The 19536-nt window shown below is 33.7% G+C and carries 22 protein-coding genes; 19 read left to right on the top strand and 3 right to left on the bottom strand.

The genetic code is table 11. From position 1 onward, the window contains the following. Positions 1-6: 6 nt before the first annotated feature. The 6 genes from MHI13_RS15240 to MHI13_RS15215 all read left to right on the top strand — a co-directional run bounded on the left by MHI13_RS15240 (position 7) and on the right by MHI13_RS15215 (position 5810). Positions 7-1074, top strand: coding sequence for an NAD(P)H-dependent flavin oxidoreductase (locus MHI13_RS15240; protein ID WP_064210371.1), 1068 nt, complete (start codon positions 7-9; stop codon positions 1072-1074). Positions 1075-1240: 166 nt separating this feature from the next. Continuing rightward, a complete protein-coding gene (locus tag MHI13_RS15235) occupies positions 1241-2089 on the top strand; it encodes a DUF72 domain-containing protein (protein WP_002433507.1) in 849 nt (282 codons plus the stop codon). A 12-nt stretch (positions 2090-2101) separates the two neighbouring features. Continuing rightward, complete coding sequence (locus MHI13_RS15230) at positions 2102-2929, top strand: sulfite exporter TauE/SafE family protein (protein ID WP_002433256.1); 828 nt, start codon at positions 2102-2104, stop codon at positions 2927-2929. 93 nt (positions 2930-3022) lie between these two features. Next, positions 3023-4342: a bifunctional metallophosphatase/5'-nucleotidase gene (locus MHI13_RS15225; protein WP_030065007.1), complete on the top strand. Its 1320-nt coding sequence runs from the start codon at positions 3023-3025 to the stop codon at positions 4340-4342. An 83-nt stretch (positions 4343-4425) separates the two neighbouring features. Beyond that, positions 4426-5343, top strand: a complete 918-nt coding sequence (gene lipA, locus MHI13_RS15220; RefSeq protein WP_002433269.1) for a lipoyl synthase — start codon at positions 4426-4428, stop codon at positions 5341-5343. Between the two features lie 77 nt (positions 5344-5420). Further along, on the top strand, positions 5421-5810 hold the full coding sequence (locus tag MHI13_RS15215; protein WP_023350622.1) for a YutD family protein: 390 nt from the start codon (positions 5421-5423) through the stop codon (positions 5808-5810). 120 nt (positions 5811-5930) lie between these two features. Here the strand turns inward: MHI13_RS15215 and MHI13_RS15210 are convergent, their stop codons facing one another. Then, positions 5931-6197, bottom strand: coding sequence for a DUF3055 domain-containing protein (locus tag MHI13_RS15210; protein WP_002433513.1), 267 nt, complete (start codon positions 6195-6197; stop codon positions 5931-5933). Positions 6198-6315: 118 nt separating this feature from the next. On the opposite strand from MHI13_RS15210, the gene MHI13_RS15205 reads away from it, so the two are divergent. From MHI13_RS15205 to dltD, 8 genes are all read left to right on the top strand, one after another. Further along, positions 6316-6750, top strand: coding sequence for a DUF86 domain-containing protein (locus MHI13_RS15205; RefSeq protein ID WP_340761450.1), 435 nt, complete (start codon positions 6316-6318; stop codon positions 6748-6750). After that, positions 6750-7529: a TIGR01457 family HAD-type hydrolase gene (locus MHI13_RS15200; RefSeq protein WP_064210368.1), complete on the top strand. Its 780-nt coding sequence runs from the start codon at positions 6750-6752 to the stop codon at positions 7527-7529. The genes MHI13_RS15205 and MHI13_RS15200 overlap by 1 nt, the downstream gene beginning before the upstream one ends. A 72-nt stretch (positions 7530-7601) precedes the next feature. Further along, complete coding sequence (locus tag MHI13_RS15195) at positions 7602-8570, top strand: 2-hydroxyacid dehydrogenase (protein WP_064210367.1); 969 nt, start codon at positions 7602-7604, stop codon at positions 8568-8570. Positions 8571-8983: 413 nt separating this feature from the next. After that, complete coding sequence (locus MHI13_RS15190) at positions 8984-9133, top strand: teichoic acid D-Ala incorporation-associated protein DltX (RefSeq protein WP_049388671.1); 150 nt, start codon at positions 8984-8986, stop codon at positions 9131-9133. A 15-nt stretch (positions 9134-9148) separates the two neighbouring features. Next, on the top strand, positions 9149-10606 hold the full coding sequence (dltA, locus tag MHI13_RS15185; protein WP_064210366.1) for a D-alanine--poly(phosphoribitol) ligase subunit DltA: 1458 nt from the start codon (positions 9149-9151) through the stop codon (positions 10604-10606). Further along, positions 10603-11817 (top strand): D-alanyl-lipoteichoic acid biosynthesis protein DltB, encoded by a 1215-nt coding sequence (gene dltB, locus MHI13_RS15180; RefSeq protein WP_030065014.1) that lies wholly within the window; start codon positions 10603-10605, stop codon positions 11815-11817. Before dltA ends, dltB begins: the two co-directional genes overlap by 4 nt. Positions 11818-11834: 17 nt before the next feature. Beyond that, positions 11835-12071 carry a D-alanine--poly(phosphoribitol) ligase subunit 2 gene (gene dltC, locus MHI13_RS15175; RefSeq protein WP_002433359.1) on the top strand — a complete coding sequence of 79 codons (237 nt, stop codon included), beginning with the start codon at positions 11835-11837 and terminating at the stop codon, positions 12069-12071. Continuing rightward, positions 12068-13309, top strand: coding sequence for a D-alanyl-lipoteichoic acid biosynthesis protein DltD (gene dltD / locus MHI13_RS15170; protein WP_064210365.1), 1242 nt, complete (start codon positions 12068-12070; stop codon positions 13307-13309). Before dltC ends, dltD begins: the two co-directional genes overlap by 4 nt. Before the next feature lie 210 nt (positions 13310-13519). Here dltD and MHI13_RS15165 read toward each other — a convergent pair whose 3' ends face one another. Then, a complete protein-coding gene (locus MHI13_RS15165; RefSeq protein WP_002433501.1) occupies positions 13520-13762 on the bottom strand; it encodes a NifU family protein in 243 nt (80 codons plus the stop codon). Between the two features lie 100 nt (positions 13763-13862). Here MHI13_RS15165 and MHI13_RS15160 point away from each other — a divergent pair, with 100 nt between their 5' ends. Continuing rightward, a complete protein-coding gene (locus MHI13_RS15160; protein WP_064210364.1) occupies positions 13863-14183 on the top strand; it encodes a YuzD family protein in 321 nt (106 codons plus the stop codon). A 59-nt stretch (positions 14184-14242) separates the two neighbouring features. Here the strand turns inward: MHI13_RS15160 and MHI13_RS15155 are convergent, their stop codons facing one another. Then, positions 14243-15307 (bottom strand): NAD(P)/FAD-dependent oxidoreductase, encoded by a 1065-nt coding sequence (locus tag MHI13_RS15155; RefSeq protein ID WP_002433076.1) that lies wholly within the window; start codon positions 15305-15307, stop codon positions 14243-14245. A 317-nt stretch (positions 15308-15624) separates the two neighbouring features. Between MHI13_RS15155 and MHI13_RS15150 the strand changes: the two genes are divergently transcribed. The 4 genes from MHI13_RS15150 (at position 15625) to MHI13_RS15135 (ending at position 19476) form a co-directional block, all read left to right on the top strand. Further along, positions 15625-15870: a YuzB family protein gene (locus MHI13_RS15150; RefSeq protein WP_002469913.1), complete on the top strand. Its 246-nt coding sequence runs from the start codon at positions 15625-15627 to the stop codon at positions 15868-15870. A gap of 73 nt (positions 15871-15943) precedes the next feature. Next, complete coding sequence (locus MHI13_RS15145; RefSeq protein WP_002433168.1) at positions 15944-16303, top strand: HesB/IscA family protein; 360 nt, start codon at positions 15944-15946, stop codon at positions 16301-16303. 378 nt (positions 16304-16681) lie between these two features. Further along, on the top strand, positions 16682-17890 hold the full coding sequence (locus MHI13_RS15140; protein ID WP_002469921.1) for an NAD(P)/FAD-dependent oxidoreductase: 1209 nt from the start codon (positions 16682-16684) through the stop codon (positions 17888-17890). 104 nt (positions 17891-17994) lie between these two features. Then, entirely contained in the window at positions 17995-19476 is a 1482-nt protein-coding gene (locus MHI13_RS15135; RefSeq protein ID WP_064210363.1) for a M17 family metallopeptidase, read from the top strand. Positions 19477-19536: the final 60 nt, after the last annotated feature.

Genomic DNA, 19536 nt, shown 5'->3' with positions numbered 1-19536 from the left:
AACATAATGTGGAATGAAAATGGAATGACGAAAGTATTGGGCATACAATATCCTATCATTCAAGCAGGAATGGCTGGTAGTACGACGCCTCACCTAGTCTCAACTATTAGTGAACGTGGTGGTTTAGGCACAATTGGTGCAGGTTATTTTAATGCTGAAAAGTTGGAAAATGAAATTTTAGAAGTGCAACGATTGACTGATAAACCTTTTGGCGTGAATCTCTTTGTTCCTAGTAAAAATCGTTATCTACCAGACCAAATTAATCATATGAATGCTTGGTTGAAACCATATAGACGTGCATTTAATTTAGAGGAACCTGTTGTCAACGTCACAGAGGATATACAGTTTAAACAAGCGATTGATTTAATTATTAAGTATCGTGTGCCTGTATGTTGTTTCACATTCGGTATTCCTGATGAAGAAACAATTCAAAAACTTAAAGAAGCAAATGTCACTTTAGTCGGTACAGCTACAAGTGTTGATGAAGCAATTGAAAATGAGCGTTCAGGAATGGATATCATTGTCGCACAAGGCAGTGAAGCAGGTGGACACAGGGGTTCATTTTTAAATCATGGCGATGATGAGCCTATGATAGGAACAATGTCGCTTGTACCTCAAGTGGTAGATAATGTGACGGTACCGGTTGTAGCTGCAGGCGGAATTATGGACGGTAGAGGATTGCTTGCGAGCATGATGCTTGGCGCACAAGGTGTGCAAATGGGTACAGCATTCCTGATTTCTGATGAAAGTGCTGCGAGTGATTTATTAAAAAATGCTATTCTAGGAAGCAAGGAAACAGACACTGTAGTTACTAAAGTATTTAGTGGTAAGTATGCACGAGGGATTCATAATGAGTTTATTGATGAAATGAAACAGTTTGATGGCGAAATTCCTGATTATCCAATTCAAAATCAACTGACTAATAGTATCAGAAAAGCTGCAGCTCAAGATGGTAATAGAGAACTTACACATATGTGGAGTGGACAATCTCCACGTCTTGCTGAGAAAATGCATGCTGCAATGATAATGGATAGAGTCATATCGCAAGTGAATAAGAAATTACAACTTATATAGATATAGTTCAATTAAGAGAGGGAAAGCATCCGTTGATAATAACGGAGTATCCTTCTCTTTTTATTTGGAAATCATCGATTTTTATAATAATAAAGAATATGTAAATTTTAGCTTGTTCGAGTGAACCACTCTATTATAGTGTGGTATCATGTTGATAGTGATAAAAATGATAGAAATAGGTCTTACTGGTTGGGGAGACCATGATACATTATATGAGGATTTAGACCGCAAAAGTGACAAGTTAAAGACTTACGCTAGTCATTTTCCCATAGTGGAATTAGATGCCTCATATTATGCAATTCAACCAGAACGAAACATAATGAAATGGATAAATGAAACGCCTAAACGTTTTCAATTTATTGTAAAAATACATCAAGCATTAACCCTTCATGCAGATTATAAAGAATATGCGGAAACACGTAGTGAATTATTTGAACAATTTAAAGAGATGCTTGAGCCTCTTAAAGAGCATAATAAACTTGCGATGGTCCTAGTTCAATTTCCACCATGGTTTGATTGCAACGCTCAAAATATTAACTACATTTTATATGTAAGAAAGCAATTAGAGGAAGTTCCTATGTGCGTGGAGTTCCGACATCAATCTTGGTTCGATGATCGTTTTAAAGAGCAAACTTTATCATTTTTAACAGATCATCAAATTATACATTCTGTTGTTGATGAACCTCAAGTAAAAGAAGGTAGTATTCCTCTCGTTAACAGAATTACAAACCAAGTAGCTTTTGTACGTTATCATGGCCGTAATCGTCATGGATGGACGAAAAAAGATATGACAGATCAAGAATGGCGAGATGTTAGATATTTGTATGATTATAATGAAGAAGAACTTGAAGATTTAGCACAAAAGGTTAAAATACTAAATCAAAAAGCTAAAAAAGTTTATGTAATTTTTAATAATAATTCAGGTGGACATGCAGCTCAAAATGCTAAAACATATCAAGGTATACTAGGCATTGATTATGAAGGTTTAGCTCCACAACAATTAAAATTATTTTAAGAGGCGAATATCATGTTATTAACTATTATTTTACTTGTTTTAATAGGTGGACTCTCAGCAATCTTAGGGTCAATTGTAGGTATAGGAGGCGGCATAATTATTGTGCCGACGCTTGTATATTTAGGAGTGAATCATCATATACTTCATGGCATCACTCCACAGATTGCTATTGGTACATCTTCAGTTATCCTTATCGTTACAGGATTATCATCTTCATTAGGTTATTTAAAAACGAAACAAGTTGATATAAAAAACGGTTCTATTTTTCTTTTTGGCTTATTACCAGGATCGCTCATAGGTTCATTTTTAAGTCAATTTTTAACTTTAGATTCATTTAACTTATACTTTGGTATTTTTATGATTTGTGTAGCAATATTGCTTATGGTGCGTCATAAAATTAAACCTTTCAAAATATTTGATAAACCACAATATGAACGTACATATGTTGATGCAGAGGGTAAAACCTATCATTACAGTGTGCCACCATTCTTTGCATTTGTCGCAACTTTATTTATAGGTATACTTACCGGTTTATTTGGTATAGGTGGAGGAGCTCTAATGACTCCATTAATGCTCATTGTATTTAGATTTCCACCACATGTTGCTGTAGGAACAAGTATGATGATGATTTTCTTTTCAAGTGTAATGAGTTCTATTGGACACATTGTACAAGGTCATGTCGCTTGGGGTTATTCAGTGGCATTGATTATTTCTAGTATTATTGGAGCGCAAATAGGAGTTAAAGTGAATCGTTCACTTAAATCAGATACAGTAGTCATGCTACTAAGAACGGTCATGTTATTATTAGGCGCTTATTTAATAATTAAATCTCTCTTGTAATACTCTAAGCACTTCTACTTTCAGATAGAGATGTTAAATGCTAAAGTAACTAATAAGTATAATTGATTGATTAATTTGAGAGGGGGACGTGTCATGGAATTAACAATTTATCATACAAACGATATTCACAGTCACTTAAATGAATATGCCCGTATTCAATCTTATATGGCTAGCCATCGACCACAACTTCAACATCCCTCCCTTTATTTAGATATTGGTGATCATGTCGATTTATCAGCCCCTGTCACAGAAGCAACGATTGGTAAAAAGAATATTGAATTACTTAATCAAGCACATTGTGATATTGCGACGATTGGTAATAACGAAGGTATGACGATTTCTCATGAAGCACTACAAAATTTATACACTGACGCGAATTTTAAAGTCATATGTGCAAATGTGTTTGATGAGAAAGGATATTTACCTAATCATATAACGTCTTCATATATTAAAGAAATTGAAGGTAGTCGTATATTATTTGTGGCTGCAACAGCACCATTCACGCCTTTTTACAGAGCACTGGATTGGGTTGTGACTGATCCATTAGCGGCAATTAAAGATGAAATTGAAGCTCATAAGGGTCAATTTGATATTTTAATTGTTATGAGCCATGTGGGCGTTTTCTTTGATGAGAAATTATGCCAAGAAATTCCTGAAATTGATGTCATTTTCGGGAGTCATACACACCATTACTTTGAAAATGGTGAATTTAACAATGGCGTACTTATGGCCGCAGCTGGGAAATATGGTCATTTCTTAGGAGAAGTCAACCTAACCATCGAACATGGTAAAGTCTCTGATAAAAAAGCGAAATTACATCCTCTCGATGCGTTACCACAAGTTGAAACGCACTTTGAAGAGGAAGGTAAAGCTTTATTAAGTGAGCCTGTCATTGACCATCATGTTAAATTACTGAAAAAAACGGATGTCATTACCGAAACTTCTTACTTATTAGCAGAGAGTGTTTATGAATTTACGCATGCAGATTGTGCATTAGTGAATGCTGGGTTAATTGTGAATAGTATAGAGGCTGATAAAGTCACGGAATATGATATTCATCGTATGTTACCGCATCCGATTAACTTAGTGAGGGTTCGTTTAACCGGTGACGAATTAATTAAAGTCATTCAAAAGAGCCAAAAACAGGAATACATGCATGAACATGCTCAAGGCTTAGGTTTTAGAGGTGACATTTTCGGTGGTTATATTCTTTATAATCTAGGATTCATAGAATCTGAAAATAGATACTTCATAAATGGGGAAGAAATTCAAACAGATCATCAATACACGTTAGGTACTGTCGATATGTATACATTTGGTAGATATTTCCCGATTTTAAAAGGCTTGCCAACAGATTATATCATGCCAGAATTTTTAAGAGACATTTTCAAGGAAAAGTTGCTTAGATTTTAAATTTAACGTATATTAGATTTTAATTTATTGTTAATTTCGTTATAATAAACGAAGAGATATTAAACAGGAGGGTATGCGTTGTTATGGCGACTAAAAATGAAGAAATTTTGCGTAAACCAGATTGGTTGAAGATTAAGCTTAACACGAACGAAAACTATACTGGTCTCAAAAAGATGATGCGTGAGAAAAATTTACACACAGTTTGTGAAGAAGCAAAGTGTCCAAACATACACGAATGTTGGGGAGCTAGACGTACAGCTACGTTTATGATTCTAGGGGCTGTTTGTACAAGAGCTTGTCGATTCTGTGCGGTTAAAACTGGTTTGCCGAACGAGTTAGATTTAAATGAACCAGAACGTGTCGCTGAATCAGTAGAGTTAATGAACTTAAAACATGTGGTTATTACTGCAGTTGCTCGTGACGATTTAAGAGACCAAGGCTCAAATGTCTACGCTGAAACAGTGCGTAAAGTTAGAGAAAGAAACCCATTTACAACGATTGAGATTTTACCATCGGATATGGGTGGAGATTATGAAGCGCTTGAAACCTTAATGGCTTCAAGACCAGACATTTTAAATCATAATATTGAAACAGTTCGTCGCTTAACGCCTAGAGTACGTGCCCGTGCTACGTACGATCGTACGTTAGAATTTCTCCGTCGTTCTAAAGAACTACAACCTGATATTCCAACGAAATCTAGTCTTATGGTCGGCTTAGGGGAAACAATGGAAGAAATTTATGAAACAATGGATGATTTACGTGCAAATGATGTAGACATCCTTACAATAGGACAATACTTACAACCTTCTCGTAAACATCTTAAAGTTGAGAAATATTATACACCTTTAGAATTTGGTAAAATGAGAAAAGTTGCTATGGATAAAGGCTTCAAACATTGCCAAGCAGGTCCACTTGTACGTAGTTCATATCACGCAGATGAACAAGTTAACGAAGCAGCTAAAGAAAGACAACGCCAAGGTGAAGAACAATTAAGTAAATAAGATGTAATATATATTCTGAAACTTAGGTTGGTTCGTCATCAACCTAAGTTTTTATATTAATTAGATTAGGTGAAACGATGATTAAAGTAGAAGAACAATACTTTGAATTAATTGAAGAATATAGAGATTGTTTCAATGAGGAAACATTTGCAGCGAGATACTCAGATATTTTAAATAAGTATGATTATGTAGTTGGTGATTTTGGTTATGATCAATTACGTTTAAAAGGTTTTTATAAAGATAGCAATAAGAAAGCTGAGATAAGTAAACGGTTTTCAAGTATTCAAGATTACATACTAGAATACTGTAATTTTGGTTGCCCATATTTTGTAGTACGACATATACCCGAAAATGAACTAGTAGACGAAGTAGAGGATGAAGCGGATCTTATAGATAAACTTCATGATGTTAAAATACAACCTACAATTCAAGATACTGAGAAGACACATGATACTGAAGATAGATAAAGGCCCATTAAGTCGAGCACTATATCTCGATTTAATGGGCCTTTATGATTTATAAGTAGATATATATCATTTTTGCTCATTGTTGTAGTGGTATGATTACGTTCTTGTTAACAGATATATTTAATGAATCACTTCGTTCAAGTATTCAATAATTTCATCGCCTTCTTCTTCTGTGACACCAAGTATATGTGCAATATAGCCTTCTTCTTCAATATCATCTGTTCCTATAATTCCGAATTTATTTGTTTGCATATTTAATACGAGTGTTTTCCCATAGTGTCTGTCAGTTTGAACGAGCATTAAATCATAACGACTGTGTTCTCCAACAAACCCTACGAACTGAACTTGGCTTTGTTCTTCGTCATCATATAAGTACATATCAATCATGCGTTATGCGCTCCTTTATTTTCCAAAAAGTGTTACGTCTAAGTATAACGACAAATGAAGACGACTGCAAAATTATGATATGATATGCATGATAGATGTATGAAGAGGTGACGAACGAATGTATTTCGTAGATAAAGAAAAATTGACACAGAAATTGACCTATTTACAAGGTTTGACAGAGGATTATGATAAAAATAAAGAAAATCATTATTCGTATGAACGTATTGCTCAAATGTTAATCGAATCATCAGTAGATATTGGAAATATGATTATAGATGGGTTTATTTTAAGAGATCCAGGTAACTATAAAGACGTGATTGATATTCTAGAATTAGAAAATGTAATTTCTAAGGAAACTCAAACCCATATTAATGACACTGTAGATGTCAGAAAACAATTTGCACACAATTATACAGAATTAAAAGTAAAAGAAATCATGCCTTTATTTGATAAAGCATTGCCATATTATAAGGAATTTATCAAAGAGGTTATACAATTTCTTGAAAGTGAGAACGTTCCAATTACTGCATTTGGAAAAGGGGAGAACCAATAGTGAAGAATTATAAAGCCTATTTAATCGATTTAGATGGTACGATGTACAAAGGTACAGATGAAATCGATGGAGCGGCACAATTTATAGATTATTTGAATCGCAATGAAATACCACATTTATATGTTACAAATAACTCAACGAAGACACCGGACCAAGTTGTAGATAAACTTCGTGAAATGAAAATTGATGCGAAACCTGAGGAAATTGTGACTTCAGCACTTGCTACTGCTGACTTTATTTCAGAAGAACATACAAATGCATCAGTTTACATGCTTGGTGGTAATGGCTTGAAAACAGCTTTAACTGAAGCAGGATTATCTGTAAAAGCTGATGAACATGTAGATTATGTGGTGATTGGTTTAGATGAAGAAGTTACATATGAAAAACTTGCAGTAGCCACATTAGGAGTTAGGAATGGTGCTAAATTCCTCTCTACTAATCCTGACGTCTCCATTCCTAAGGAAAGAGGGTTCTTACCTGGAAATGGCGCTATTACAAGTGTTGTTAGTGTTTCTACTGGGGTACAACCACAATTTATTGGTAAACCTGAAACGATAATTATGGATAAAGCTCTAGAAATACTAGGTTTAAATAAAGAGGATGTAGCCATGGTAGGAGACTTGTATGATACAGATATTATGTCAGGTATTAATGTAGGCATTGATACGATTCACGTTCAAACAGGCGTAACTACTTACGAAGAAATTCAAACTAAAGAAGTACCACCCACACATTCTTTCGCAGATTTAAATGTTGCTATCACTGAACTTGAAAAGTAACCCATAGTACTGTGTAATAATTTTCTAAGGTAAGCATTAAATAATAGATGTAAAATAAACTGGGGTGAATGGATGAACAAAATACTAATTACTCGAAAGATTCCTCAAAAATTTATTGAACAATTAGAACAAATCGGCGATGTTGTCATGTGGGATAAAGAATTAACACCAATGCCTAGAGAAACATTTTTAAGTGAAGTTAAAGACGCTACTGCCTGTTTTATTACTTTAAGTGAAAGCGTAGACGACGAAGTATTGACAGAAGCGTCTGACCTTAAAATTATTGCAAATATGGCTGTAGGTTATGACAACATAGATGTCGTCAGAGCGAATGATCATGACATTACTGTAACTAACACACCTGATGTATTAACTGAAACGACTGCTGAATTAGGTTTTACACTTATGTTAACCGTTGCTAGACGCATTATTGAAGCGGAAAGATATGTGCAAGAGGGTCAATGGCAAAGCTGGGGGCCTTATTTACTTTCCGGAAAAGATGTTCACGGTTCGACAGTAGGTATATATGGTATGGGTGATATTGGTAGAGCGTTTGCGCGTCGTTTAAAAGGTTTTAATACTCGTATTTTATATCACAATCGTACTCAGAATCCAGAAGCTGAAAAAGAATTAGATGCGACGTACGTTTCATTTGAATCTTTATTAAAAGAAAGTGACTTTGTCATTTGTACAGCACCGTTAACACCACAAACTGAGAATCAATTTGATTCAAAAGCATTCAATTTGATGAAGAATGATGCCATTTTCATTAATATTGGACGAGGTGCCATTGTTGATGAAACTGCATTGGTTGAAGCGCTACGAAATCATACTATTTTAGGTTGTGGAATTGATGTATTGCGTCAAGAACCTATTGATGTGAATCATCCTCTATTGAAACTTGATAACGCGGTGATAGTACCTCATATTGGAAGCGCATCACGTCTCACAAGAGATCGAATGGTACAACTTTGTGTTAATAATATTTTAGCTGTTTTAAATCATCAACTACCTATCACTCCGGTAAAAGTTAATAACTAAAAAGGTTTTTTAAACTCACGCAATCTAGGGATAATTATCCTTTTGAGGTTGCGTGAGTTTTTAGTGATTTAATCTAACAATTTTGTTAGTCGGTATGTAATTGTTTATTAGATGTTTTAGTCTTAAAATAATGATGTTCTAATAAAAAGAGGAACTTAAGTCTTTCCCAATGCGTGACGAAAAAATGTTTTACAAAGTCTTGATATCAAAGTGAAACATGCAATAATTATAAAAAATAGAATTGAATTATAATTCAATTGTGACTATAATGAATTGTAAAACAAAAATATAGAAGTAGCATTGTATTTTTATGTTAACGATTCGAGAAAGCTTTAAATTTTGACGAATATATTTTTATATGTAAGATGATTGTTTATATACGTATCAAACAATCTAAGTTTAAGAGGTGCTATATGAAAACTAAAAGTAAAGAACCTAATAAGTATTTTGAAAAAATGAAGCCTTACTTACTTACATTATTATATTTAGCTATATTTATAGCTTTATACTTAATATATGGTAGTGGCGATACACATAATAACTTCATTTATAATGAATTTTAATGAGGGAGAGTAATGATGGCAGAAATTATTAATACGTTAAACCATTTCGCTAAAGAACAGCCAGAAAAGATAGCTGTTAGACATATAGAAGATGTCTTAACTTATAAAGAATTAGATGAAGCTTCAAGTAAGTTAGCACATCAATTACAAGATGGTAAAAAACCAATGGTATTATATGGACACATGTCTCCGTATATGATTGTCGGGATGTTAGGAGCAATTAAAGCGGGTTGTGGTTATGTACCTATCGATACGTCAGTACCAGAAGAACGTGTAAAAATGATTATCGAAAAAGTTCAACCAGAATTTATTTTTAACACTTCAGATGAAACTTTAGAGCAATCTATCGGAAAAGAAATTTCTATTAAAGATATTCAAGACTCACAAGATCCTGTTATTTTTGATGGTCAAATGAAATATAACGATGTTGTGTATACTATCTTTACATCTGGTTCGACAGGAGAACCTAAAGGGGTTCAAATCGAATATGCAAGTCTCGTTGAATTTGCCGAGTGGATGGTATCGCTGAATGGGGCTGGACAAGGTCAAGAATGGCTAAACCAAGCACCATTCTCATTTGATTTATCCGTCATGGCGATATATCCATGCTTAACGTCCGGTGGTACTCTTAATTTAGTGGATAAAGATATGATTAAAAAACCTAAACTGTTAAATGAGATGTTAATGAACACATCAATTAATGTTTGGGTATCTACTCCTTCATTTATCGAAATGTGTTTATTATTACCAAATCTTAATGAGAAGCAATATAATAGTTTAAATCATTTCTTCTTCTGCGGGGAAATTCTACCTCATAGAACAGCTAAAGCTTTAGTAAGTAGATATCCAAGTGCCACAATTTATAACACGTATGGACCTACAGAAGCTACAGTGGCTGTAACAAGTATTCAAATCACTCAAGAGGTATTAGAGCAATATAATCCTCTACCAGTAGGCGTATCACGACCAGGTACAACATTATCAACTACTGATGAAGGTGAGCTTGTTATTGAAGGACAAAGTGTGAGTTTAGGTTATCTTAAGAATGAGGAGAAGACTACAGCGGTTTTCAACTTTGAAGATGGTACTAGAACTTATCACACTGGAGATAAGGCTAAAGAAGAAGATGGATTATGGTTTATTCAAGGACGTATCGATTTCCAAATTAAGTTAAACGGTTATCGAATGGAATTAGAAGAAATTGAAACGCAATTACGTCAATCACAATATGTAAGAGAAGCAATTGTCGTACCAGTCTATAAAAATGGTAAAGTTGTACATCTTATCGGTGCTGTTGTACCTTATGATAAAGTTGAAGACAACTTAGAAATGACAACGAATATCAAACACGAACTTAAATCACGCTTACCAGAGTATATGATTCCGAGAAAGTTCGAATGGATGGAACAATTACCACTTACTTCAAATGGTAAATTAGATCGTAAGAAGATTGCAGAGGTAGTTAACGGATGATTCCATATGGAACGTTTACCTTCTTCTTAATTGCTTTTATTGTGCTTATACCAGTTATAATACTCGGATTTTTAGGTAAGCGTAGTTATATTTATAACGGCATAAGTACCGCCATTATGATTGTACTTATCTTTTCTTCAGATAAACACAATCTTCTTGGTCAGAAGTATTTAAGTGTACAATTGTTGAGTTTTATTATTTATGTAATTTGGCAAGTCGCATTAATCATGTTCTATTATAAGTCTCGTCAAAAGAATAATACATTTGCTAAATTTACTACTGTCATGGTGTTATCTATCCTACCATTAGCGATTGTGAAGATTCTTCAAAGTTCATGGTTAGGCGGACATCAGATTCATTTTCATGAAAGTAAATTAATCGAATTTGTCGGATTCTTAGGTATATCCTACGTAACATTTAAAAGTGTTCAACTTATTATGGAAATTAGAGATGGTTCAATTAAAGAGATCAAAGTTTGGAAGTTAATTCAATTTATTTCATTCTTCCCAACAATTTCTTCTGGACCAATTGATCGTTATAAACGTTTTGTTAAAGACGATAAGAAGGTGCCTACAGGTGGAGAGTATAGAGAGCTTGTTCTTAAAGCCATCCACATGATTATGTTAGGCTTCTTGTATAAATATATTATTGCGTACTTTATTCAAGTGTATGCAGTTAATCCATTGCAAATGAACTTACACGGTTTCACACATATGTGGCTTTATATGTATGCATACAGCTTATACTTATTCTTTGACTTTGCAGGATATAGCTTGTTTGCGATTGCAGTAAGTTATTTATATGGAATTAAAACACCACCGAACTTTAATCAACCATTTAAAGCTAAAAATATTAAAGATTTCTGGAACAGATGGCATATGACTTTATCGTTCTGGTTTAGAGATTGCATTTACATGAGATCATTATTCTATATGTCTCGTAAGAAGTTATTAAAAAGTCAATTTGCAATGTCTAATATGGCATTCTTCTTAAACTTCTTTATTATGGGCATATGGCATGGTCTTGAAGTATATTACATTGTTTATGGTTTATACCATGCGGCATTGTTCATAGGATATGGTTATTATGAACGCTGGCGTAAAAAACATCCACCACGTTGGCAAAATGGATTTACTACAGCATTGAGTATTATCATTACTTTCCATTTTGTAACATTTGGATTCTTAATTTTCTCAGGTAAATTTATTTAATAAAGGAGTAATTAATTATGGAATTTAGAGATCAAGTTTTAGACTTATTAGCAGAAGTAGCTGAAAATGATATTGTAAAAGAAAACCCAGATGTAGAAATTTTTGAAGAAGGTATTATTGATTCTTTCCAAACTGTAGGTTTACTTTTAGAAATTCAAAATAAATTAGATATTGAAGTATCTATTATGGATTTTGATAGAGATGAGTGGGCAACTCCTAATAAAATTGTAGAAGCTTTAGAAGAGTTACGATGAAATTTAAACCTTTCTTACCTATCTTAATTAGTGGTGTGATATTCGTTATCTTCGTCCTATTGCCAGCAAGCTGGTTTACGGGCTTAGTAACGGATAAAACGCTAGCTGATAATAGAATTTCTTTAACAGATCAAGTATTAAAAGGCACGCTCATTCAAAATAAACTATTTGAGTCAGATAAGTATTATCCAATATATGGTTCAAGTGAACTTGGTAAAGATGATCCTTTTAATCCAGGTATTGCATTGAATAAACACAATTCAAGCAAACAAACGTTTTTACTCGGGACTGGAGGATCAACGGATTTGATTAATGCTGTTGAATTGGCATCACAATACGATAATCTTAAAGGGAAGAAATTAACATTTATTATTTCTCCTCAATGGTTTACTAATCACGGTTTAACAAATCAAAACTTTGATGCTCGTATGTCACAAACTCAAATCAACCAGATGTTCAATCAAAAAAATATGCCTGCTGACTTAAAGAAACGTTATGCTCAACGATTATTACAATTCCCGCATGCTCACAATAAATCATATTTAAGAGAGCAAGCGAAACATCCAGGGGAAGTTTCAGGTAACTATATTTCTGCATTTAAAGAAAACCAACTTATAAAAATTGAAGCAATTAAATCTCTATTCTCATTTAAAAAGCCTCCACTAGCAAATGTTAAACCTGCTACTGAAGAAGATGCATCTTGGAATGAGATGAAAGATAAGGCTATAGATATTGGGAAAGCTAATACTAAAACTAACAAATTTGATATTAGAGACCCATACTGGAAGTTAATTAAAGAGAATAAACGTAAAATAAAACGTGATTATGAATTTAATATTGATTCTCCAGAATTCCAAGACTTACAATTATTAGTGCAAACACTGCATGAAGCAGGTGCAGATGTACAGTACGTAAGTATTCCTTCAAATGGTAGATGGTATGATCATATCGGTATAGATAAAGATAGACGTGAGTCTATTTATAAAAAAATCCATTCTACTGTAGTAGATAATGGTGGTAAAATTTATGATATGACAAATAAAGATTATGAGAAATATGTAATTAGTGATGCTGTTCATATTGGATGGAAAGGTTGGGTTTATGTAGACCAACAAATTGCTAAACATATGGATGGTAAAGATCCTAAAAATCATAAAGTTGATTACTCCAAGAATCAGCCACCAAAAAAAGACCACAAAGCCCATGATCATCACGAAAAGAAGCATCATGATGAATAATTTATAATAATCAAGCCAGAGACTACAAATAAGTAGTTTCTGGCTTTTTAAATATAAATGTTGTCAAATTTTTAAAAGTAAATCAAAACTATATGTTAATGAAGAGTATAAAATATAAAAGAAGCAGTAAGATAATTTTTATTAGAAATTATCTTACTGCTGTTAATTTGAGAATAACATCCCAGACTCAATCTATACTCATATATTCGATTAGAATACTTGTTCTACCTCGATAACACCAGGAACTTCTTCATGTAGTGCACGTTCAATTCCGGCCTTTAAAGTGATTGTAGAACTTGGGCATGTACCACAAGCACCGTGTAATTGTAATTTAACAATACCATCTTCGACGTCAACAAGTGTACAGTCACCGCCGTCGCGTAGTAAAAATGGACGTAAGCGTTCAATGACTTCAGCTACTTGATCGAACATCGTTGCGTTCTCAGTAGGCATGTGACATGTCTCCTTTCAAGTCATTTATTTCATAATCATTATTAATTCATTATAATAGATTCAGTAGTAAAAATCTATAAAACAAGATGGGGGATTTTTAATGACTAAAATAAGTGTTGTGGTTTATGGAGCTGATGTAATTTGTGCAAGTTGTGTTAACGCACCAACATCGACAGATACATATGAATGGCTTCAACCTTTGCTAAAACGGAAGTTTCCAGAGCATCATTTTGAATTCACATATATTGATATTAATCGAGATACAGAGAATTTAACAGATCATGACGAACAGTTTATTGAAAGAATTCAAGAAGACGAATTGTTTTATCCATTAGTGACGATGAACGATGAGTATGTTGCTGACGGTTACATTCAAATGAAACCAGTTGTACGCTTTATAGAAAAGCATTTTGAAGCGTAGTTTAATACAGAAATAAAGGCAAGTTCTTAAATGAGTAGAACTTGCCTTTAATAAGTGATTTAACCATTATGATATTTATAAAGCCAAAGCACACCAGATTTTAAAATTGAAGCTAAACGACCAGTGACTGTACGATCCATTATATATGCGAAACCTTGTTTATCTCCAAGAGAACCTAAGAAGCCTTGGATTTTAATTTCAGGCATCTTATCTGGTAGTGATTCATTATTCCATTGTTTTTTGAGTACATCGGCAATTTGATCACCTTGTAGCTCGGCTAATTGTGCACTAGGTGCATGAGGAAGATCAGCACAATCTCCTACTACATACACATTTTTATAAGTTGGAACTTGATGATATTGATTAAGAATGACACGACCTGTATTGCTTAAATCGATTGGTAAGTTACGTACAACTTCAACAGGTTGTATTCCTGCTGTCCAAACTACTAAATCAATATCTTCAGGTTGACCGTTATTATATATCTTACCGGGTTCAACACGATCAATAACTGAATTTGGTACTACAGTAACGTCGTGTTTAGAAAACCACTTTGATATGTATTTACTTAGCTTTTCAGGGAAATTTCTTAAAATACGAGGGCCTCTATCGTATAGAAGAATCTCTAAATCTGAACGACTTTCACGTAATTCACTTGCTAATTCGATACCACTAAGTCCAGCTCCTACAATTCCTACACGCGCACCGGTAGGTAATTCACTGATACTATGAAAGGTTTCACGTGATTTAGATAATGTTTGAATGCTATGTGTATATTCTTCAGCGCCAGGAACATTATGGTATTTATCTTCACAACCAAGCCCTATAATGAGTTCGTCGTAGTCGATTTTAGAATTGCCTACAGAAATGATTTGTTCCTCTAAATCAATATCATTGATTTCACCATATACTGTATTAATTTGTTTATTATCTGGAAATTGCATACGTACGTCTTTGTCTGATTTTGTACCTGCTGCTAGTGCATAGAATTCAGGTTTTAATCCATGGAAAGGCATTCGATCGACTAACGTCACTTGATACCCCTCGGGAATTGAATTTGGTAAGATACGTGACATAATTCGCATATTACCATAACCCCCGCCTAGTAAAACTAAGTTTTTCATTTTTTATACCCCTTTATTCAATTTGTTTAATTTTTGAAAAATTATTGAGATCCTTTGAGACTATCTTTTAAAATGTGCCCGTTTACACTATAGATAGTTAACGATTTACTTTCTTAACCCCTGAATTGAAAGTAAATATGTATATGTCATCATTATATCGGTTTTTCAAAATGACTACAAACAAATGTAGAATACAATTTAATTTTTAGAAATAAGGGTATACCATACATGATGGAAATCATCAAGCTGACCGATAGGCATATGATTAGTATCTTTGTTATAATGTTAAGACTAATAAAATAGTAAGAAGGTGTCTTATGTTTCCGTTAGTAGAATTTTGTGTGTCGAACATGGCAAAGGGCGGAGATATCGTCTATGAAAAATTGGAAAATGATCCAGACGTAGATGTATTAGAATACGGATGCTTGCAAAATTGTGGCATGTGCTCTAGTGGGTTGTATGTACTTGTCGATGGTGATATTGTTGAAGGTGATTCGCCAGACGATTTATTAAACAATATTTATAAACACATTGAAGAAAACGATATTACAAATATGTTTTAATATATAACATAAATTAGCAATAAAATGATGTAGAAATTATAAAATTTCTTTGAGAAATTGGGAGGTAAATTGTATGCCAACAGTAATCTTAACTGAAGCAGCTGCATATGAAGTAAAAGATATGTTAGAAAGTAATGATATGGCAGATGGCTATTTAAAAATTAAAGTGAATGGTGGCGGTTGTACAGGGCTCACATATGGAATGTCTGCCGAAGAAGCCCCTGGTGAGAACGATGAAGTATTAGAATATTTTGGACTTAAAGTACTTGTTGATAAATATGATGCACCAGTTTTAAATGGTACAACAATTGATTTCAAACAATCACTTATGGGCGGTGGCTTCCAAATAGATAACCCAAATGCAATAGCATCCTGTGGTTGTGGAAGCTCATTCAAAACGGCTAAAGTATCAGGTAACCCTGAACAATGCTAAATAAGTCAAACCAAAGAATAGTATTAAATGATGTTAAAAGATTTTAGGCAATCCTGGAAACAGGGTGCCTATTTTTATTATATTATTTGGAGGTTTTACAACGTTTCTATGGCATTTGTGAGAACGACGTTAGTTAAATTAAAATCTTCACAATCTAACTCTGTTGTAGCTTGAAAATGTAGCGTAAAAGCTATAAAATTAGAATTGGATTAAAAATTGTCTTTTGTGTGAACAACTAAAGATTTAACCTTGATAAAAGACGTAATAATTTAAGATGTCGACGAAGTCTATAACGATAGGGCAATTTACCTTGTCATAAGTTTATAGCCTTTATCTTCATTTTGGTTAAAATATTATGAAAGCTTAGGTGAATTAGAGATGGCTCAAGATCGTAAGAAAGTGCTAGTTTTAGGTGCCGGTTATGCTGGTTTACAAACAGTTACTAAATTACAAAAAGAAATTTCTGCAGACGAAGCAGAAATTACTTTAATTAATAAGAATGAATATCACTATGAATCAACTTGGTTACATGAAGCTTCTGCTGGTACAATCAATTATGAAGATTTATTATATCCAGTTGAAAGTGCTGTAAAACAAGATAAAGTTAACTTCGTAGTTGCTGAAGTAACAAAAATTGACCGCAATGCTAAACGCGTCGAAACTGACAAGGGAGTATATGACTACGATATCTTAGTAGTAGCTTTAGGTTTCGTAAGTGAAACATTTGGCATTGAAGGTATGAAAGACTATGCTTTCCAAATCGAGAACGTATTAACTTCTCGTAAATTATCTCGTCACATTGAAGATAAATTTGCTAATTACGCAGCTTCTAAAGAAAAAGATGATAAAGATTTATCAATCTTAGTAGGTGGGGCTGGCTTCACTGGAATTGAATTCTTAGGTGAATTAACAGATAGAATTCCAGAATTATGCAGTAAATATGGTATCGATCAAAGTAAAGTTAAATTAACTTGCGTTGAAGCGGCACCAAAAATGTTACCAATGTTCTCTGATGAACTTGTAAACTACGCGGTTAATTACTTAGAAGACCGTGGTGTAGAATTCAAAATTGCTACTCCAATTGTTGCTTGTAACGAAAAAGGTTTCGTTGTAGAAGTAGATGGAGAAAAACAACAATTAGAAGCTGGTACTTCAGTATGGACTGCTGGTGTACGCGGTAGTAAGTTAATGGAAGAATCATTTGAAGGTGTTAAACGTGGTCGTATCATTAATAAGCAAGATTTAACTATCGAAGGTCACGATGATATTTTTGTTATTGGTGATTGTTCAGCATTCATTCCAGCTGGTGAAGAACGTCCATTACCAACAACTGCACAAATTGCTATGCAACAAGGTGAACATGTTGCCAAAAATATCAAACATATCTTAAATGGTGAATCTAAAGAAGACTTCCAATACGTAAATCGTGGTACAGTATGCTCATTAGGTGCTCATGATGGTGTAGGTATCGTTTACGGTAGAGATATTACTGGTAAAAAAGCTGCATTAATGAAAAAAGTTATTGATACACGTGCCGTATTCAAACTCGGTGGTATCGGCTTAGCATTCAAAAAAGGTAAATTCTAAACTAAGCTAATTATATATAAATGTATTTCATCCTTCTGTTTATTAAGCAGGAGGGTTTTTTAATAGGAAACCTATAATACGATATACATAAATGGAGGTATTTTATGAACATTTACATCAATGAAAAATCTAACACATATATTGAAACGCTCATCGTGGGATTACCAGAACACATTAATCAATTAAGAGACATTAAATATAAGAATCAATCAATTATTGAACAACTTGAGACGTTGAAGCAACATCATATTATTGGAAGCTCGGTTGGAAAGATATCTTCCACTTTGCTTTACATAAATGATCAGCCAAAACGCTTGTTAACAGTGGGATTAGGTAATCTTAAAGAGCTTTCTTATCAGCGATTATTAAAAGTTTGGGGATATACGTTTCAGTATTTAAAACAAGAACATATTAATGAAGCTGAAGTTCTTATAGATACATTTATGTCTAAACATAATGACGTAGTAGAGGTGGCTAAAACTCTCGGATTGCAGAGTGAACAATCCATTTATCAATTTGATAATTATAAATCAGATAAAAAAGCGCCTTATCAACCATCTATTTATTTACAAACTGAACATGATGAGATTGCTTCTGATATTAATGAAGGTCAACAACTAGGAATGTCTATTAATTTAGCACGTGAGCTAAGTCAAATGCCTCCTAACATATTAACACCACAATATTTTGCTGAAGAAATTGAGGGTCATTTTAAAGATAAAAAGATATCAGTAGATATTAAAGATGCGGAAACAATTGTATCAGAGGGCTTTGGGCTTTTACATGCAGTCGGAAAAGGTTCGGTGAATGGTCCTCGTTTAATAACAATAACTTACAATGGCGGAAAGTCGAATGATGCACCCATTGCTTTAGTAGGTAAAGGTATTACATATGACTCAGGTGGATATAGCATTAAATCTAAAATCGGTATGCAGACGATGAAATTCGATATGTGTGGGGCCGCAAACGTTGTTGGAATGATAGATATTATCGAGAGATTAAAATTGCCAGTTAATGTAGTGGGAGTTATTGCTTCAGCTGAGAATATGATTAATGAAAAGTCTATGAAACCAGATGATGTTTTTACCTCACTCAGCGGCGAAACTGTTGAAATGTTAAATAGTGATGCTGAAGGACGTATGGTGCTAGGTGATGCCGTTACATATGCTACGCAATTTCAACCACAACTTATTATGGATTTCGCCACTTTAACTGGTGCAGCAATTGTGGCACTTGGAGAGGATAAAGCAGCTGCTTTTCAATCTCACGCTAAAAATGAAATCAACAGTCTGTTAGATATAGCTAAATCAGTAGATGAAAAAGTGTTTGAATTACCTATCACAGATACTGAAAAGCAGTTAATTAGAAATTCAGACATAGCAGACTTAGTCAATCATACGAATGGACAAGGTAAAGCATTATTTGCAGCAGCATTTATTACGCATTTTAGTGGTCAGACACCCCATATCCATTTTGATATTGCAGGACCAGCTACGATTAATAAATCAACTTTTAAAGGTCCAAAAGGGCCAACAGGCTATATGATTCCTACAGTAGTAGAATGGTTGAAACAACAATACCAGTAACACCCTTATAATTGTAAAGATGATGTTCATTATGTGTGAAAGCATAATAGTATGTAATTA

This window comes from Staphylococcus sp. FSL K6-0223 (genome assembly GCF_038008285.1).
This window is presented reverse-complemented; position numbering and strand designations above follow the sequence as displayed.

Coding starts and splice junctions, on each gene's coding strand:
- MHI13_RS15240 (WP_064210371.1), top strand. CDS start 7: ATGTGGAATGAAAATGGAATGACGAAAGTATTGGGCATACAATATCCT.
- MHI13_RS15235 (WP_002433507.1), top strand. CDS start 1,241: ATGATAGAAATAGGTCTTACTGGTTGGGGAGACCATGATACATTATAT.
- MHI13_RS15230 (WP_002433256.1), top strand. CDS start 2,102: ATGTTATTAACTATTATTTTACTTGTTTTAATAGGTGGACTCTCAGCA.
- MHI13_RS15225 (WP_030065007.1), top strand. CDS start 3,023: ATGGAATTAACAATTTATCATACAAACGATATTCACAGTCACTTAAAT.
- lipA (WP_002433269.1), top strand. CDS start 4,426: ATGGCGACTAAAAATGAAGAAATTTTGCGTAAACCAGATTGGTTGAAG.
- MHI13_RS15215 (WP_023350622.1), top strand. CDS start 5,421: ATGATTAAAGTAGAAGAACAATACTTTGAATTAATTGAAGAATATAGA.
- MHI13_RS15210 (WP_002433513.1), bottom strand. CDS start 6,197: ATGATTGATATGTACTTATATGATGACGAAGAACAAAGCCAAGTTCAG.
- MHI13_RS15205 (WP_340761450.1), top strand. CDS start 6,316: ATGTATTTCGTAGATAAAGAAAAATTGACACAGAAATTGACCTATTTA.
- MHI13_RS15195 (WP_064210367.1), top strand. CDS start 7,602: ATGAACAAAATACTAATTACTCGAAAGATTCCTCAAAAATTTATTGAA.
- MHI13_RS15190 (WP_049388671.1), top strand. CDS start 8,984: ATGAAAACTAAAAGTAAAGAACCTAATAAGTATTTTGAAAAAATGAAG.
- dltA (WP_064210366.1), top strand. CDS start 9,149: ATGGCAGAAATTATTAATACGTTAAACCATTTCGCTAAAGAACAGCCA.
- dltB (WP_030065014.1), top strand. CDS start 10,603: ATGATTCCATATGGAACGTTTACCTTCTTCTTAATTGCTTTTATTGTG.
- dltC (WP_002433359.1), top strand. CDS start 11,835: ATGGAATTTAGAGATCAAGTTTTAGACTTATTAGCAGAAGTAGCTGAA.
- dltD (WP_064210365.1), top strand. CDS start 12,068: ATGAAATTTAAACCTTTCTTACCTATCTTAATTAGTGGTGTGATATTC.
- MHI13_RS15165 (WP_002433501.1), bottom strand. CDS start 13,762: ATGCCTACTGAGAACGCAACGATGTTCGATCAAGTAGCTGAAGTCATT.
- MHI13_RS15160 (WP_064210364.1), top strand. CDS start 13,863: ATGACTAAAATAAGTGTTGTGGTTTATGGAGCTGATGTAATTTGTGCA.
- MHI13_RS15155 (WP_002433076.1), bottom strand. CDS start 15,307: ATGAAAAACTTAGTTTTACTAGGCGGGGGTTATGGTAATATGCGAATT.
- MHI13_RS15150 (WP_002469913.1), top strand. CDS start 15,625: ATGTTTCCGTTAGTAGAATTTTGTGTGTCGAACATGGCAAAGGGCGGA.
- MHI13_RS15145 (WP_002433168.1), top strand. CDS start 15,944: ATGCCAACAGTAATCTTAACTGAAGCAGCTGCATATGAAGTAAAAGAT.
- MHI13_RS15140 (WP_002469921.1), top strand. CDS start 16,682: ATGGCTCAAGATCGTAAGAAAGTGCTAGTTTTAGGTGCCGGTTATGCT.
- MHI13_RS15135 (WP_064210363.1), top strand. CDS start 17,995: ATGAACATTTACATCAATGAAAAATCTAACACATATATTGAAACGCTC.